The sequence below is a fragment of the Alloscardovia venturai genome (assembly GCF_042676605.1).
GTDB classification, from domain to species: domain Bacteria; phylum Actinomycetota; class Actinomycetes; order Actinomycetales; family Bifidobacteriaceae; genus Alloscardovia; species Alloscardovia venturai.
On record NZ_JBHTHQ010000010.1, the window covers coordinates 1 to 15898 of the forward strand.

The window sequence follows — 15898 nt, forward strand, 5'->3', positions numbered from 1 at the left end:
TTAGTAAGGATGTCATCGACTGAGGAAACGGTAGTGGAAGCCTCAGGGATTGGAGCAGCATACACATGCACGTCGTTCATGTCTGGATCCCACAAATAATCCGCAGCCGTGTAATCATCCACCAGTTTGAACTCGCCTAGGCTGTCTCCCAGGTTCTCACCCAAGCTACCATTAACCACGGAGCCGAGCTTGTCACCATCAAGGATGGTTTGAGTGTCTGCACCGGTGGTGTTGGTATGCTTCGCGTCAATAACGGTTGCCCATTTACCATTAGAGTATTTGACCCACGACTTATCAGGGGTAAAGTCCCACAGTTTTGGCTGGTCAGCAGCGAGCACGATTACGACCAGAGCATGGTTACCGCCACGCATTTCACGTGCTGCGATATCGTTAATCGTCTGCCCAGTAGACATCCGAGTCGAGGTATCATAAGTTTCTTTACCTGTATGGATATAAGTTTTGTCTTTAACCTCGTTAACCCATGCGCTGAGCCATTGGTCTTCGCGGTAGCCGCCGTTACTACGCGCGATGGAACCATCCTCGTTGGTACGCACGGCACCAACACCAAAGACGCGGCAGTTCGCACCAGTCGCGTTTCCGCCATGGCGGTTAGCGTAGTTGGTTTCGCATTCTTGGCGAGCAGCTGTTGTTGCCTGAGTAATATTGCCCTGGGCGGTGCTGTCTACTTTGCCTGCGAGTTGACCGGTGAGTACGCTTGTGACGGTTGCATCGTTTGCTGGACCGAAGTTATCGTTGGTCGCCCACACGATTTTCGCACTATAAGCGCCAGAACCTCCATCAGGACTGGTAGCAGAACCACCACCGATGTCGTCTGCATAGGCGAGAGCACCACCGAAAAGGGTGGATGCTGCTACGAGGAGTGCTCCGCCTTTTATGAGTGGCTGCCAGAAAGGTTTATGTAATGTCATAATCCCTAACTTTCCTTACTTCTTTTGAATAATTATTCTTCAGAAAACTCTCCTCTGGTTTTGTCGTAGTAAAGAAAGAGAGAAGAAGTTTCCTACTTAATATGAGCAAGAAAAAGGAGCGATTTTATATAAAAAAATGGAGCACCCGTAAGGGGTGCTCCGACGAAGGGGAGAAGAGATTTATTTTTGTTTAGCCGATTTCAAACTGGCAGTTATTATGTTCAGTGCAACTTCCGCCAGTTTGCCCCGATAGCGCGGAGCGCCAGTCAAAAGTGCCGGCCGAACTTGACGAACCCGACGAGCCAGAACCATTAGAACGCGATGAACCACCATTATTCGAGCGTGTACCAGTGTATGAACGGTTTGCTGAGTAGCTTCTACTATTCGCCTGAGCCTGAGCCTGAGCAGCCGCTGCTGCCTGAGCTGCAGCTTGGTCTGCCTGCTGCTTTTGCTGTATGCTCGCGTTCACACCATCAATCACACCCTGAACAGGCTCAAGAGCCTTATTCAACGACTCCACAGTAGCTTTCTTATCATTCAACGCTGCAGTAACAGCATTAATCTGGTTCTGCAAATTATCACGAGTAGCATTATCCGCTACCTGCCCGTTAGACGAGCTCAAGAGATTATTCATCTCATCAAGCTTCGCCTGTACCGCCTGCTTGGTGTTTTCAAGATCCTTTACTTCCTTAGACTTCACAACCTTGCTTACAGTAGTTTCCAGAGCCTTAACAGTCCTATTCAACTGTTCTGTTGCCTTATCTAAGCGACTCGTATCAGCAGTAAACGCCTGAGTGTAGGAGATTGAACAGTTCAAAGACTGTACCTTTGTAGTGTTCTTGGTCTTACCGTATTCTGTTGTGAATGTGGTAAAAGTCTTTGAGTCTGCAACCTGTTCTGCTGTGGTAATCGTCTTGGAAGTCTTATCAGCCTTAGCCTTGACTGTTTCGTACTTCTTCCACGCCTGAGCGTAAGACTCGTTAGCATTCTCGCACGCTGTAATCTTAGAAGAGCGCAAACTATGTACTCCGAATGCTCCACCAGCAATAAGAGCAAGAGCTGCGACCCCAGCGACCGTGCTGATGATGATTGTCTTTTTACGCTTCGTGTCCACTGTCTTAATGTCAACTTCTTCGACTGGTGGGATAACAGTAGTTTCTGTTTCTGTAGTATTCGACATAATATCTCTTCTTTCCTCTTATATTTTTATGTATTTGTTATTATATGGTGTGTCTTGTGATAATGCTGGGGAAATGTCACAATGTTTCTTTATCCCAGAGCAATTAGTTGCGTAGCAATCGCAAAAAACCACGAGTAACGGACAAGATAACGAGTATGCACCCTATTTCTCTGAGCCATATTCTCTTTCCGAGTATTTTATTATCAGCTATACAACCGGTCGCGATACAGATCCAACCGATGATGCATATCGCTAAATTTAGATACCCGATACTTGTAGCGTTCATGGTGTTCTCCTTTCTATATTGATATGAGCAGAAAAGAAAACATGTTTTATATAAAAGAATGGCTTCTGCTCATTTTGAACAGAAGCCATTTCCTACTTTGTGTTGATATCAAGATATAAGCGTAATGGGTCTGGTCCAGGTATAAATCCATTCCGTTGATACCATTGTGCTAGATCCAGCTGTCCGTTACGGCTTAATAACCTAGTAATGAGATTGTGAGGGAAGTATGGGATAAGCTCATACCTCCCTGTACCTTTTTATGCTTGCGTTCAAAATGAGCAGAAGTTTCTATCGGTATTGTCTTGCTTGGAGTTCGTGGAATCGTTCGAGTTTATCTATCGCGTTCCTCATATCTTGCGTACTAATAGATATGTAGAGCTGCGTTGTCGCGAGGCTTTCATGTCCAAGACTTTCTTGGACTACGCGGAGGTCTCCTCCTGTTGCACGGTACAGGTCGGTCGCAAATTTACGACGTAAACTATGCGTAGATTCTTTTACTGTATCTTTGATACGCCGGTAAACAGTATCGGGGTGAATATGTTTACTAGCGTTATACATACTAGGGAAACACCAGCCAGGATTCCGGTGGGTAAGTGTATGAGCAATACTTGCAGTCAACGGGATGATACGATCTTTACGTCCTTTCCCGTGCACGATAAGAGAATATCCCATGAGATCTTCAATAAGATCATTCGGTAAGTAAATGCTAGCAATCTCGTTGCGACGAAGCCCTAATTCCACAGCGAGTTCAATCATGAGTTTTGTGTCTTCGTCTGCGATTTCGAGTCCTTTTTGTACATTCTGGGTTTGAGCTGGAGCCTGTCTCTTTTTAACACGTTTGATAGTAGGCAACCCGTCCATAGGGTTTTCAGGGATAAGATGATTGGAAAACATGTATGCGTAGAAGGATCGTAGAGCATTAAATTCGCAACGCTTGGTAGAGACAGAAACTTCTCTGCTCATACGTTCGATAATATCGTGGCGTGTAATACTAAGTGGGTCTTTCTTTTCCGCGTTAATATAGAGAGCGAAAGCACTAACTCTGTACCACCATGCTTGAATAGTTGCTTGACTAAAGTTGCGGAATCTCATCTCACCAACCCACCCATCAATGTAAGGAATCCAGTCTTCGGGTGGTTGACGGTGAGATAAGAATTCCATGAATAAGCACGACCTTTCCCAAGAGAAAAGAAAATAGAGTGAACGTGTGAAGCTCTGTGCTGAAAACAGCAGTGGCTTCAGCATTCCTAATTATGTATACAATACTTGGAAAAGACAAAAATCATGTACAAAACTTGATGAGTGAGTAGTAGAAAACTGCTTCTGTTCACAATGAACAGAAGCAAGAAATAAAAATGGCGGAGAAAAATCTCCGCCACGGGGTTTCTGCGACTACGACAATATCTTTTTCTATACGTTAGCAAGTAATTGCGAAACGGCATCTCTAAGATACTCAGAACGTGTGCGATGGTGAGAATTTGCTAACCTATCAAGCTTATCGATATCGCTGCGCGTGAGTCTAAAAGTAACGATTGAATTATCCTCGTCAAATTGGCGAGGACGACCGCGCCGTGGTTTAGTTACGGGGCCATCCCAAGTGCCATCTTCATATTCACCAGCCATAGCATCTAGCTGTTCATCAGTTACACCAAATTCACGAAAAATATAATCCTCATCCATTATCCGTCCCCTTCCTTCCTAACTAAGTGCTGTTTCACGGAGAGTTTTCTTACTTGGCGGTGTCATGGCGTGGTAAATGAGCCACTTGCCATCCTTTCCACGAATAGCAACCATCTCAACGACTCGTCCTGAGCTGTCGACTCCGATGCTGACATATTGACGCGGAGTAGTGTCGGGACGCGCAATTGTACTAATACTATTCCACCAAGCATGCCGCACATCATCATCAGAGAGTTCCGGATGCCTGCGATGTACTCGGCTATGAACGATGGGTATCGATTCCGCATCCATGGCATTTATATGTTCATAACCTTTATTGTAATACATAATACAAGAATTCTCCATACTTAAACTTGTGCTCATTTTGAACAGAAGATATTATTCGTTAACCTCGCATGGTTCTGCCATATCTTGAAGTTCTCTGCTTGCGACATTTGCAAGGTATAGGCCCTTCCAAGCAAGAAGAATCGTCATGAAGTTCTGTGCAATTGTGAAACCGATGTCATTATTGGAGGTTCTCGTGGGTTCACGGTTCGAGTCCGTGTGGGGGCACTTTCCTTTGTTTTTCATTGAAAGATGGAAACAGCTATATTGGGTTTTCCCGCGCTTGTTACCCGTTTTTCATAAGGCGGTGGTGACAACCACACTATGGTCGGTCAGGAGACTTTTTCATACCATATGTTCTCAAAGTATGTGAACAGTTTTAAACTGTCTAGTAAACTAATGCTTTACAAGCCAAAACTTACACACAAACTGACCGGTAGGTCCATTTCTTTGTTCTCGTATTTTATCCGAGTCTAACACAAATAGTTTGTTTAACTTAGATTGACAAATCGGGATTAATCAAGATTCTTATCGGTATCTGGTGTATTGACCACATGTAAGGTATGTCTTACAATATGTTATGCGAGATTAAAGAAGACTGACGAGTTTAATCGTTGGCTTAAGAAGCTGAAGGATAGGTCGGCTCAGGCGCAGATTCAGTTACGTCTTCTGCAATGGTAGAGTGAAGGAATTGTTTTTGGCGATATAAAAACAATTCAGGGCGATTTAAAGGAAGCTCGATTTCATTTTGGTGCAGGGTATCGAGTATGTTTCACGCAAAAGAAGACGTTACCGTTCTTCTTGTTTTTGGTGGAGATAAGAGTAGTCAGCAGCGTGATATTAGGAAAGCGCAAGAGATTCTTGCACAGTTGAAAGAGAATAAATTATGGTAAATGTTACAGATTTTGATATTCAGGAATACCTTGACGATTCCGAAAACGTTATTTATTTTCTCGATGCTGCTTTAGAAGCGAATGACCCCCCACTTGTTTACTACAGCTCTTCGCGAAGTAGCCAAGTCCCAGGGGATGAAGGAACTATCTAAGAAAGCTGGTATACCAAGAGAAAGTCTGTATCAGATTCTGTCTGATAGAGGTAATCCTCGTCTTGATACCCTTATGCGTATTCTTGATGGACTTGGCTTGAATCTCTCTATTACTGAGTCTTCCCGGATGGAAGAGTCTGAGCATGAAACCCATGAAGTTAAGGAGCCTGCATACGCGTGAGTATGTCTATGAGCTTATGCGTTTATAGACATACTTTTTAGAAAAGGCGTGTGGACGTTTTTAGACCGCGTATCCTAACCTCCTTCTATACTCTATGGAACTTATCTCGCCCAAACTTAACTTAATCCTGTCTGTACGATATCGCGCTAGGTAACTTTCTAACACACTAACAAGCTGTAATGATTAGAAAGATAAATCAGGAGCCGTTATAGAGATGATACTAAGTATTACGGTAGTGTGATTTGCACTGAATAATTTTTATCATTCCGTCCTCAATGGTGTAGACGAGGCGATTAGATTTATCAATCCTTCTGCTCCAATAACCAGATAAATCACCACGTAATGGTTCAGGTTTCCCGATTCCTTGATAATGGTTACGGTCAATGTCCTTGAGAATGTCAAGAATACGTTTACTCATCTTCCTGTCGTGAGTAAGCCAGTATTGAAAATCTTCCCAAGCCTCATCATCCCAGGCTTTAATCATCGTAATTTACCTCATGAATTGTGCCACCTGTTGTGTCCATCCGTGCTTTCGCGGCGCGAAGATGCGCCATATTTTCCTCGCTGTAGAATGGGTCAACGTTTAATTCGAAGGGTATGCGTTGTTCACGAGCAACTTTTTTCAGAAAAATAGTGAGTGCAGAAGACATACTCAAACCAATTTCCTCTAATGTGTGTTCTGCTTCACTCTTAGTTTCTTCATCTATCCTGAAACTGACTTGTACCATGGTAATCTCCTCATAATGTGTAGCAAAAGTATAGCATAATGCAGGCAATTCGGCATTTGCGTTCATTTTGATTGGAGATACTCTCTTATCCTGATTTATCAATTGAATCACTACAACCTAGCTCCGTGGCTAGTAGTCATATAAAAATTCTTGCCGCATCCTTATCGACTAATCTGCGCTTGCCTGCGTGACTTACAGATACGTGTGCGGCAAGAGCTGAAAACTCTTTACAGAAGCAGAAACGGAATAGAAGTGCCCTTCCCCACGTCTTCTATCCTACGCGCACGGAATCGTGATAATCGTCTCACTTGAGCCAGTTTGTGAGTTTCTGAATTCTACGAAACCGTGATGGGCGCCGGCGATACGCGATACGATGACTAACCCTAGTCCGTGCTCAGGGAGCGTTTTCAAAGCAGAATGAGAATATTGAGAGTTCACATCACGCAGGCTGCTCAGGATATCTTGTGGATACCCTGAGCCTGAGTCGGCTACGATAATTTCGAGGTTCTTTTTATGCTTCAAAAAACCTGAGCGAGTTATAGTTGCGGAAATGGTAATAGTGCAGCCGTCTGGATTGTGCTTGATACTATTGCGCACAAGATTAGTGATCATACGGGAAAAGAGTGATGCATCGGTTTTAGCCTCAACTTTCTGCGTTTCATCACTGATATTGACTGCTATATCGTACTTCTCTTCGATTCCCTCATTGATGATTTGGGCGATAGTTGACCGAATGAGTGGCGCTATACGTTGTTTTTTCATAGTGAGTGATTGTGATGCATATTCTAGACGGTTCGCCATGTTCAAATCAGAGATGAGCAGTGCTACATGATTCGTATTTGCCACTATCTGCTGTGCAAGGCTCTGAGTTTCCTCATCATTATCGAGGTTGTGAGAAATTTCATCAGAATAGGCGAGAATGAGTTGTAAAGGCGTGCGCACGTCGTGAGATACTGCTGCAATCCATTCCGTCCGAGCTTTGCTTCGTTCATGCGCGTTAAATCGTGTGATTGCGTAAGTGATGATGAGCAGCATTGCGACGTTAAGCAGCAGCCCTACAGGGAAAAACCACATGTCGCGCATATCTTGAACGAGCAGGAATTTCCACAGACTATCTCGGGGATAACCGAGCACTAATAAGTTGCCGTTACTCGTCCACACGTCCACGGGATAGTCCTTTAAGTACCAGCGTGTGAATGAGGCGATATCAGCGCGTGAATAAGTGTTAGGAATATTGCGCGGTTTGCGGTAGCTCCAGATGACATGTCCGTTTTTGTCGAGGAACATCGCCCAGTTATGAGAGGAACGGAGCTCTTCGCGTACTGGAGATGAAAGATTACATGTGCCAGATGAATTACAGGTTAGTGCGTGTGCGATGTGCTCTACTTTTGAGGTGTTGTCGGCTTTTACGGTACCTAGGTATGCTGCGCTTATGAGAAAGAGACCATTGACGAGCATGACGAAGAGCAGCGACATGAAGAGGAAAAGAATCTGGCGCGTGAAATGTGTGATAGAGGGGTTATGAGCGAAAATATTCATGCTGGTTTTCTGTAAATCTGCTATTAGAGAGTTTGAGATGGAGCTGTAGGCGCAGCAAGGCGGTATCCTAGTCCGCGTGCTGTGAGGATCCATTGTGGTTTGCTAGGGTCTTCTTCGATTTTGTCGCGAAGTCTATGCATGTGAACCATGAGACTATTTTCATAACCGAAAGAGTTTCCCCATACAGACTCCATAAGTGAGTCAGTAGTGACGATAATTCCACGGTTGTCACGTAATATTTTGAGGATAGTGAGTTCTGTCGCTGTTAAAGGTATGTCCTTTATAGGTTTTGGCATAGATTGTGAATTTTTCTGAGCTACTTGGTGAGCTATACCAGTTGAAAAGTCTATCGTTACGTCCCCTAAAGTGAGGAGATCATGCTCGGCGCCGTTTACTTGGCTAGAACCTATGGATACTGTGTGGGAGACTGATGGCACGGTATATGTCCGTCGGAGAACGGCGTTGAGTCTCAGTAGTAGTTCTTGAGGAAGAAAAGGCTTGGTTATATAGTCATCTGCTCCCATACCGAGACCGTGCAATCGTGCTTCATCTTCATCACGTGCAGACAGAAAGAGCGCTGGGGAGGTATTGTCTTTCTGAATCATTCGCAGGAGCTCAAATCCATCACCATCAGGCAGCATCACGTCAAGGAGAAAAGCTTCCGGTCTCCATGTTTTGGCGAGCTCAAGAGCGTGGGAGACAGTTCCTGCTGCTTGAACAGCGATATAGCCGTCTCGGCGAAGAATATTGAGCAGTAATTTTTGAAGCTCCGCCTCGTCCTCTACCACGAGGATGCGCTTTGTATGGAATACGTCAGGCGTGAGTGGTGGAGAGACTTTCTCGCGTGGTGTGTATATAGACAAATCAGGAGACATATACGTAATTCTACGGCTCTCTATGTGAATACTTTCCCTCTAGGGTGATAATCGTAACTTTCGTAAGAAAACTGTAAGGTTTGCGAAAGTATGACGAAAGACGAATTTGCCATTATGGCAGAGGTAAATCATTCAGTTGCGGATGGGCGCAGCTTAAGAGACGTTGTAATGTACTAAAGGAGAATTTATGGATAGTGCAATTTCCACTCGTGAATTGACGAAAATATATAAAGGCGTGCCTGCTGTCTCGCAGGTGAATCTTAATATTCCGCAAGGAAGCGTTTACGGGTTTCTAGGACCGAACGGAGCGGGTAAAACTACCACGATGAAAATGATTCTTGGTCTAATTCATCCAACAAGTGGGTCAGTTTCTGTATTAGGCACGCCTATGAATCAGAAAAATCGTTTGGAGATTTTGCGTTCTGTTGGTTCGCTTATCGAACAGCCAAGCTATTACGGCAATCTTACCGCTTATGAGAACTTGGACATTGTTCGGCATCTCAAGAATCTCCCTGAATCTGTTATAGCTGAAGCACTGCATACTGTACAGCTTGATCCTCAATCGAAGAAGCTAGTAAAACATTTCTCTTTAGGTATGAAGCAGCGGCTGGGAACCGCAGCTGCGCTACTTGGCAGACCTCGGGTACTTCTTCTTGATGAGCCGACAAATGGCCTCGATCCAGCAGGAATTCAAGAAATTCGAGAACTCATACGTACTCTGCCACACGCTTTCGGAATGACAGTTCTTGTATCAAGCCATCTTCTTTCCGAAATTGATCAAATGGCTCAGTACGTGGGAATAATTTCCCATGGTTCGATGAAGTTTGACGGAAGTCTCGAATCACTTCATAGGAAGGCGCACTCATGGGTAAGCATAAGAACGACAGATAGTGAAAGTGCAGTAAATATTCTGAAGACAGAGATGAGCGACCGCGATAATTTTTACAATGTCCAAGCTGACTCGCATGAAGAAGGATATTTTACTCTCAATGTGCTTGACGATGATGTGATAGCCCACGTCACGCGGCTTCTTATCACTCAAGGAATTGATGTGCTCCGTGTGGAAGAGCATCATGAGGATTTGGAATCTATATTTCTCAGTATGACGGAAGACGTTAAGGAGACTGATGGCGGGGTAGAACCCTTAAGTAAAAATATGAGAGAGGACGTCGTACGATGAAAAAGTTAGTATCTGACGTAAGACTCGAATTCATGAAAATGCGTAGGCAGCATATATGGCTTGTCCTTCTTATCTCCGTACCGATTCTTGCAAAATGTGCTACAACAGGTAAAGGCAGTATTGCGGACGGATATACGAGAAGTTTTTATGGAGCTCCATTGTATAACGCAATTCTTATGCCAATCCTATGCGCCACTATTGCATCTCGCATATGTGAAAATGAGTATGAGGGGCATGCTTTTAAGCAACTTATGACTATGCAAAAACCGCGTGAACTGTTTACAGCAAAATTTGTAGTAGCAGCTTTACTAATGGCGATTGTGTGCTGTGTACAGCCTATAACGATTCTTGTGACTGGAAAAATGTATCACTATGCAGATGCTGTGACTGCATCAGACATTTTGTTTTTCGCGTTTTCTCAGTACATAGTGTGTATCTTTTTTATCATTGTGATTCAGATTATTTCTCTCTATGTAGAGAATCAGTTCGTCCCCATGTCAATAGGAGTGATACTGAGTCTGCTGGGTCTCTTTTCCATGTTTTTCCCTCCTTCAGTCATGAGATTCATGCCGAGTTCGTATTTTGCCCTGCTAAATTTTGTGGGAATGAATTGGGATAGAGCTGGACGATCCGTAAGCTATTACCGTATGGGCTATCCATGGGGGTATGTGGCGATTCTGGCAGCGGTTATCATCGCTCTCTACACCGTTTCACTTCGCTGGTTTGTCAACAAAGAGAACTAAGGAGAGTCTCATGCGAATGTTTATGAATGTTCTTCGAGCAGAATTGCTCAAGATGAGCCGTTCGACTGTATGGGTAGTCCTTGTCGTTATCCCTCTTATTACAGCAGTTATGGGGTCGTTTAATTATGTTAATAATCTTGGCGTATTGACTCCAAGTTGGGCAAATCTATGGACACAGCATAGCCTATTCTTGTGCTATTTCTTTTCTCCTGCACTTATCGGCATAATATGCTCATATCTTTGGCACTTTGAGCATCAACGCAACAATTGGAATATCGTCCTCACACAGCCAGTCACGATGACTGCATTAGTGGTATCAAAGATTGTTGTAGCATCCTTGCTCTTTGGATTTGTCCTAAGCATGGTCGGTATTTTCTACTGGGAAAGTGGAAGAATTCTCCGAGTTCCTGGAAATTTCCCGCCCGAATTTGGCTTATGGCTTGTACGCGGCTGGTTAGCGGGAATCGCTGTCATTTCTGTGCAGTCTATCATTTCGTTGTTTGTCCGCAATTTTGCCGCGCCTGTTGCGATAGCAATGGTGCTGGGAATAGCCGGACTTGGTGTGACTGCCGAAGGACTTGAGCTGTATTATCCTTTTAGCTTGCTTCAAATCTCTATGAATAGTAATGGAACAAGTGGATTAAGTGCTCATGACGTAACTACTTTTATAATCATGACGATGTGCTACATCGTTATTCCTATTATTATCTCTGTTGCCATTTTAAGAAAGAAAGACGTTGACTCAAAATAGTTCGAGAACCTCTCTACTCTTCTGTCCACTAGGTTACTCGCTTGTAGTATTGCCATGATACTCGCGCAAGAATCTTGAATATTTCTGTGAAAATTTATAGTCACACGCCGCACTAGCGGTAAATGTTATTCGACGTTGCTTGCCGCAACGAGAGGAAAAGAATACAGTGACAAGAAAAGGAAAGGAGGCTTCTCATTCTTAGCGAAAATATAAAAACAATGAGAAAAGCAAAAGGACTTTCCCAAGATGACCTTGCACTTGAACTTGGCGTTGTACGGCAGACGGTTTCTAAATGGGAAAGAGGTTTATCCGTTCCTGATGCACAAATGCTTATTCGCTTGTCTGAGGTTTTTGACACTCGAGTAAGTATGCTCCTCGGAGAAAACATCATTGAGAAAGAAGCAGATGAAATGGAAAAAATTTCAGAAAAATTAGAAATTACCAATAGCGAGCTAGCGCACAAAAAAGAAAAGCACCGCACAATTCTCCTGTGGATACTCATTCTTCTTTGCGTTGCTACAGTTGCCATCTTTATAGCTCTTGCTTCTGCTGGCAGCCCATACCTGTCATGGAACTATCATGATCCGGAAACGGCTGTACTTGGTGTCATTTGTCACGGCTTTGAATGGATATTTATGCGACTAGCACCATTTATTTTTGCTGGTACGCTGGCGGGAAGCATTTTTCTCATTATGGAGAAAGACGATAAAGAGTAAAAGGGAGATTAAAAGTCAAAAGAAGCCGAGGCATAAGTGATATATAGTACTATCCTTCTTGTGCCTCGGCACAGTAAGCTAGGTGAAGATTAAATTATAAAGGGCCGAGCTGCAATTGCGTCACGTTGGGCGCTCAGTCACTGTGACGACAGGGGAATCGCACATTACCTACTCATATGCTCGGAAGCAAGCTTCGCTCCGGCAGCGAGCGTCTCAAGCTTCGCCCATGCGATATGAGAGTGAACGCGCCCGCCCAGCCCGCAGTCAGTCGAAGCTACCACGCGTTCAGATCCGACGAGAGATACAAAGCGCTCAATACGATCGGCGACGAGTTCCGGATGTTCGATGACATTAGTAGCGTGAGATACGACACCTGGGATTAGGTACTTTTCTGGGGCGAGATCGATGTCTTTCCAGATTTTCCATTCATGCTCATGTCGTGCGTTCGCTGCCTCAAACGTCAAGCCATTTGCTCGTACGGACAGTGCTAAATCTACGATATTCTTAAACTCTAAATCTGTAGAGTGTGGTCCGTGCCAGGAGCCCCAGCATACGTGATAGCGTACCTGTGCAGGATCGATACCTTCGAGTGCCCAATTGAGCGCTTCTATGCGCTCGCGAGAGAACTGCCGATACTGCTCTACGCTTGGAGCTACCTTGAATTGGTCCCAAGACTCTGCCAAATCTGGGGCATCAATCTGTACCGTTAGGCCAGAATCTGTGATGAGTTTGTACTCTTTGCGAAGTTCCTTCGCCCATGCCCAAATTGCGTCCAAATCATTGTCATAATATTGGTTTCCGATGCGCGAAGCTGCTGCAGGGGAGAGAGAAGCAATAAAACCATCAGATACAGGTTTTCCAACTTTCTCCAACGCTCCCTTCAACGCATGGATGTCACGATTTACGATTTCTTCTCCGGTGTATTTCAACTCACCGGTAACAGTCGGCCATACGGGTGCTCCACTCGCGAGGTGAATCCCCGAAGTCGGGTCAAAGTATGCATCAGCAAACGCATTCCAATCACGGCGGTCTCCCATGTTATCAAGCTCGAGCTTTCCTTCCGGAGTCGGCTTATGCTCAGGGAGTTCATCGAGAATTTCTAAGCCACTAAAGCGCTCAAAAGAGTAGCTCCACCAAGCACCGTAATCAACCTTTTCGGTCATCGCATGACCATACTCGCCATCATTAACAATATCGATACCAATTTCCTGTTGCTTGGCGACGACCTTATCTGTCTCATTCGTGACAACTGTTGCGAGTTGCTCGCGTGAGATAGTGCCTTGTGCAAAATCTTGATTGGCTTTGAGAAGTTCTTCGCTGCGAGGTAAAGAACCGACGTGGCTAGTGCGAATTATGGTCATGGTGTCTCCTTAAATCGTAAAACATTTACAGCGCGTGGTAGATGTTTCTGGTGAAACTGCTCCTATTGTATGAGACAAAACTTTTCTCATGCGCAAGACACTCTTGACTCGCTATATCAGGAACTTATAACGCGTAGAAACGCGTATAAAATTAGCTGAAAGTTACGTGGCAAAAGATGCGAGATGGAAAGCATGGATTCGATTTGGACGAGAAACGCTATGCATAAATGAATACAAAATAAACATCGAAAAATAAGCATCGAACCGCGAAAAGCGCCTGTCGGCGCGCAGGCCGCTCGCAGCGGCAAAAAATGAAGCCCGGGGCTAATGCACGATCCGATGCGAGTTTCATTGTACAGTGCGAGCAGCCACAAACCAAGTTGTGTGAAATTATGGTGTCGGAGAAGATGTTTCTCCTTTGTGCCTAGTGCAGTGCGTTCTCGCGCCAAAGTTTTGCGCCGGAGGCAAAATCTTGAGCAGTGGTTGCGAGAGATCGTGCATTCTTGAGTATTGCGTTGTGACGGTTGAGCTCAGAATTTTCTGGTTTGTGCGCACGCGCAGCAAGTGCGCGAGAGACGACTATGCAGAAAGTTGCTGCGCGGTCGAGAGCAACTGCAAAGTCGCCAGTAAATGCTCCGGAGAGAATAGAGTCCGCCGTACTCGCGATGTCTTCTGCATTAGGAGAAGAATTGATACCAGCAATGGCTGAAGCAGCCGTAGGAGGAAGTTCACCCTCTCTCCATAGCGTGGCAAGAGACTTTTGATTGCGTCGCATCCATGTGCGCATCATATAGAGTCGCCATAAGATGCCGGGAAGAGACTGGGCATCGGTGTTTGCCCATAATTCTGCGATCGGCTCAATCCCTTCAGCATCCACGAGCGTGATAACGCGTTGGACAACTTCAGGATCTTGGGTATGGTGCACACTGTCCAAAAGTGCGGCCGCTGTAGAGTGTGCTAATTCGCGTAGCGCTTCGGGGTCTGCTCCGCCTGCCATATGGTCGAGCATAGCTTGATCCAGCTGTGTTGGGCGTGAAAAACGAGCCGAACCAGTACCCGACCGCGCTGAGCGGAATGCCGAGCCTGCATGTGTTATGGAGTTAGAAGACAATTGGTTTTACCTTCATCGCGTTGAGAATGGTGCATCCCTGCGACGCATCAGGCGAAGGGACTATGGTAAGTGCGAGTGCTTCTGCGTGTTTGAGGGATTTTTTTGAATTGAGTGCTCTTCTTAGCTGAGAAGCGACACATTCGTTTTCTGCAAATTGTGAGAGAGTCTGAGACATCTGTGCAAGTTGCCTGCGAGTAGCTGCGAAAACGCTTGTACGGTGTGGGCCACCTAACGCATACTCGAGCACTTCCCCCAACGCATACAAGCAATCGTTTGATTGCGGTCTGATATGGCGAGGTGATGTAACTGTATACGTGCGCTCATGATAACGTGAAGCAGTGTCATCTTCCACCGTAAGGATACGAATATTTTCTCCAGTAGCCTGCTTCCATGGGGCGAGCGTAGAAACTACCCGTAGCGCGTTCGTCGCATAAAGTCGCGAAGGTAGATAGGAACTCAACTCAGGCAGTAGCGCAAATGCTTGAGCTGCCCCTTGTGGAGTGAGCGGACGGTCTATAGGATGTCCTTCCCACTTTTTCGCGGAAATGCACTGAGCATTTCGCACGAGAATAATGGTAGAAGCGTTAGTAATGGAATGTTGAGCTATACGTCGGGCAAAATTGCGAGCAATGTTTTTATCGTCGTCACGGGTAAGAAGTTTGATTGCCTCATCAATGCTAACCCACCGTACTTCGTCGGTCTCGTCATTGGTAGCGCGTGTGGCGTGTAGGAAAGTAGATTCTCGCCACGTGTACAGAGACGTATCGGGCTCGCCGATACATTGCGCCGTCCAGTATGTCACCTGCTTAATTTTGATATCTGATGCGATGGCAGAGGTAATGTCAGTATCAGGAGCACACCGTGAGGCTAAAGGTAGTGGCATGAAGGACGTATCTTCGCCATGTGTCCCGAGTGGATACGAGACAAAACCGATAGGAGATTGGAGCATGACATCATAGCCAGTTTCCTCTGCGGTCTCCCGCACGGCAGCATGAAAGAGTGACTCATTGGCATTGAGCTTACCCTTTGGCCAACTCCAGTCGTTATATCGAGGGCGATGAATGACACAAACTTCAATCTCGCCACCATCTGAATAACGATAAGTAACAGTACCCGCGGCTCTAACGATGTGCGGAGACTGTTTATCCTTCTTTGTCTTACCCATAATACTGTGCTTTCGAGTGCGCAGAAAACGTTAACTTACGTTACTTTACAGCAAGATAGCCACTGATGACTACTCATTGGCACCTTGATGATTGATGATAGGCA

Annotated in this window: 18 protein-coding genes and 1 pseudogene; 7 read left to right on the top strand and 12 right to left on the bottom strand. The window is 45.2% G+C overall.

Annotated elements, in window-relative coordinates:
- The 5 genes and pseudogenes from ACFQY8_RS01045 to ACFQY8_RS01065 all read right to left on the bottom strand — a co-directional run.
- Positions 1 to 929, bottom strand: a pseudogene (locus ACFQY8_RS01045) (LPXTG cell wall anchor domain-containing protein); the annotation flags it as partial.
- A gap of 190 nt (positions 930 to 1119) precedes the next feature.
- Positions 1120 to 2109 (bottom strand): hypothetical protein, encoded by a 990-nt coding sequence (locus tag ACFQY8_RS01050; RefSeq protein WP_377937772.1) that lies wholly within the window; start codon positions 2107 to 2109, stop codon positions 1120 to 1122.
- A 574-nt stretch (positions 2110 to 2683) separates the two neighbouring features.
- Positions 2684 to 3556, bottom strand: coding sequence for a tyrosine-type recombinase/integrase (locus tag ACFQY8_RS01055; RefSeq protein WP_377937773.1), 873 nt, complete (start codon positions 3554 to 3556; stop codon positions 2684 to 2686).
- A gap of 249 nt (positions 3557 to 3805) precedes the next feature.
- A complete protein-coding gene (locus ACFQY8_RS01060) occupies positions 3806 to 4075 on the bottom strand; it encodes a ribbon-helix-helix domain-containing protein (RefSeq protein ID WP_377937775.1) in 270 nt (89 codons plus the stop codon).
- Positions 4076 to 4093: 18 nt separating this feature from the next.
- The gene (locus ACFQY8_RS01065; protein WP_377937777.1) at positions 4094 to 4402 is read right to left on the bottom strand and encodes a hypothetical protein; all 309 of its coding nucleotides are present in this window, start codon (positions 4400 to 4402) and stop codon (positions 4094 to 4096) included.
- 764 nt (positions 4403 to 5166) lie between these two features.
- Between ACFQY8_RS01065 and ACFQY8_RS01070 the strand changes: the two genes are divergently transcribed.
- From ACFQY8_RS01070 to ACFQY8_RS01080, 3 genes are read left to right on the top strand one after another with little or no spacing between them, the layout of a single operon-like run.
- Positions 5167 to 5292 (top strand): hypothetical protein, encoded by a 126-nt coding sequence (locus ACFQY8_RS01070; RefSeq protein WP_377937779.1) that lies wholly within the window; start codon positions 5167 to 5169, stop codon positions 5290 to 5292.
- A complete protein-coding gene (locus ACFQY8_RS01075; RefSeq protein WP_377937781.1) occupies positions 5286 to 5444 on the top strand; it encodes a hypothetical protein in 159 nt (52 codons plus the stop codon). The genes ACFQY8_RS01070 and ACFQY8_RS01075 overlap by 7 nt, the downstream gene beginning before the upstream one ends.
- Entirely contained in the window at positions 5428 to 5625 is a 198-nt protein-coding gene (locus ACFQY8_RS01080) for a helix-turn-helix domain-containing transcriptional regulator (RefSeq protein ID WP_377937783.1), read from the top strand. The genes ACFQY8_RS01075 and ACFQY8_RS01080 overlap by 17 nt, the downstream gene beginning before the upstream one ends.
- A 220-nt stretch (positions 5626 to 5845) precedes the next feature.
- On the opposite strand, the gene ACFQY8_RS01085 is transcribed toward ACFQY8_RS01080, so the two are convergent.
- The 4 genes from ACFQY8_RS01085 to ACFQY8_RS01100 form a co-directional block, all read right to left on the bottom strand.
- Positions 5846 to 6109, bottom strand: coding sequence for a Txe/YoeB family addiction module toxin (locus ACFQY8_RS01085; protein ID WP_377937785.1), 264 nt, complete (start codon positions 6107 to 6109; stop codon positions 5846 to 5848).
- Positions 6102 to 6464, bottom strand: coding sequence for a type II toxin-antitoxin system RelB/DinJ family antitoxin (locus tag ACFQY8_RS01090; protein WP_377937786.1), 363 nt, complete (start codon positions 6462 to 6464; stop codon positions 6102 to 6104). The genes ACFQY8_RS01085 and ACFQY8_RS01090 overlap by 8 nt, the downstream gene beginning before the upstream one ends.
- 165 nt (positions 6465 to 6629) lie before the next feature.
- On the bottom strand, positions 6630 to 7892 hold the full coding sequence (locus ACFQY8_RS01095; protein WP_377937788.1) for a sensor histidine kinase: 1263 nt from the start codon (positions 7890 to 7892) through the stop codon (positions 6630 to 6632).
- Positions 7893 to 7915: 23 nt separating this feature from the next.
- Positions 7916 to 8767, bottom strand: a complete 852-nt coding sequence (locus ACFQY8_RS01100; RefSeq protein ID WP_377937790.1) for a response regulator transcription factor — start codon at positions 8765 to 8767, stop codon at positions 7916 to 7918.
- A 187-nt stretch (positions 8768 to 8954) separates the two neighbouring features.
- Between ACFQY8_RS01100 and ACFQY8_RS01105 the strand changes: the two genes are divergently transcribed.
- The 4 genes from ACFQY8_RS01105 (at position 8955) to ACFQY8_RS01120 (ending at position 12157) form a co-directional block, all read left to right on the top strand.
- Complete coding sequence (locus ACFQY8_RS01105; protein WP_377937792.1) at positions 8955 to 9947, top strand: ABC transporter ATP-binding protein; 993 nt, start codon at positions 8955 to 8957, stop codon at positions 9945 to 9947.
- Between the two features lie 32 nt (positions 9948 to 9979).
- Positions 9980 to 10690, top strand: coding sequence for an ABC transporter permease (locus ACFQY8_RS01110; protein ID WP_377937793.1), 711 nt, complete (start codon positions 9980 to 9982; stop codon positions 10688 to 10690).
- Positions 10691 to 10700: 10 nt separating this feature from the next.
- Positions 10701 to 11441 carry an ABC transporter permease gene (locus tag ACFQY8_RS01115; protein WP_377937794.1) on the top strand — a complete coding sequence of 247 codons (741 nt, stop codon included), beginning with the start codon at positions 10701 to 10703 and terminating at the stop codon, positions 11439 to 11441.
- 209 nt (positions 11442 to 11650) lie between these two features.
- Complete coding sequence (locus ACFQY8_RS01120; RefSeq protein WP_449224236.1) at positions 11651 to 12157, top strand: helix-turn-helix domain-containing protein; 507 nt, start codon at positions 11651 to 11653, stop codon at positions 12155 to 12157.
- Between the two features lie 164 nt (positions 12158 to 12321).
- On the opposite strand, the gene ACFQY8_RS01125 is transcribed toward ACFQY8_RS01120, so the two are convergent.
- The 3 genes from ACFQY8_RS01125 to ACFQY8_RS01135 form a co-directional block, all read right to left on the bottom strand.
- Positions 12322 to 13518 carry a cobalamin-independent methionine synthase II family protein gene (locus ACFQY8_RS01125; RefSeq protein ID WP_377937795.1) on the bottom strand — a complete coding sequence of 399 codons (1197 nt, stop codon included), beginning with the start codon at positions 13516 to 13518 and terminating at the stop codon, positions 12322 to 12324.
- A gap of 424 nt (positions 13519 to 13942) precedes the next feature.
- On the bottom strand, positions 13943 to 14629 hold the full coding sequence (locus ACFQY8_RS01130) for a thymidine phosphorylase (protein WP_377937796.1): 687 nt from the start codon (positions 14627 to 14629) through the stop codon (positions 13943 to 13945).
- A complete protein-coding gene (locus ACFQY8_RS01135; protein ID WP_377937797.1) occupies positions 14619 to 15794 on the bottom strand; it encodes an NUDIX hydrolase in 1176 nt (391 codons plus the stop codon). The genes ACFQY8_RS01130 and ACFQY8_RS01135 overlap by 11 nt, the downstream gene beginning before the upstream one ends.
- Between the last annotated feature and the right edge of the window lie 104 nt (positions 15795 to 15898).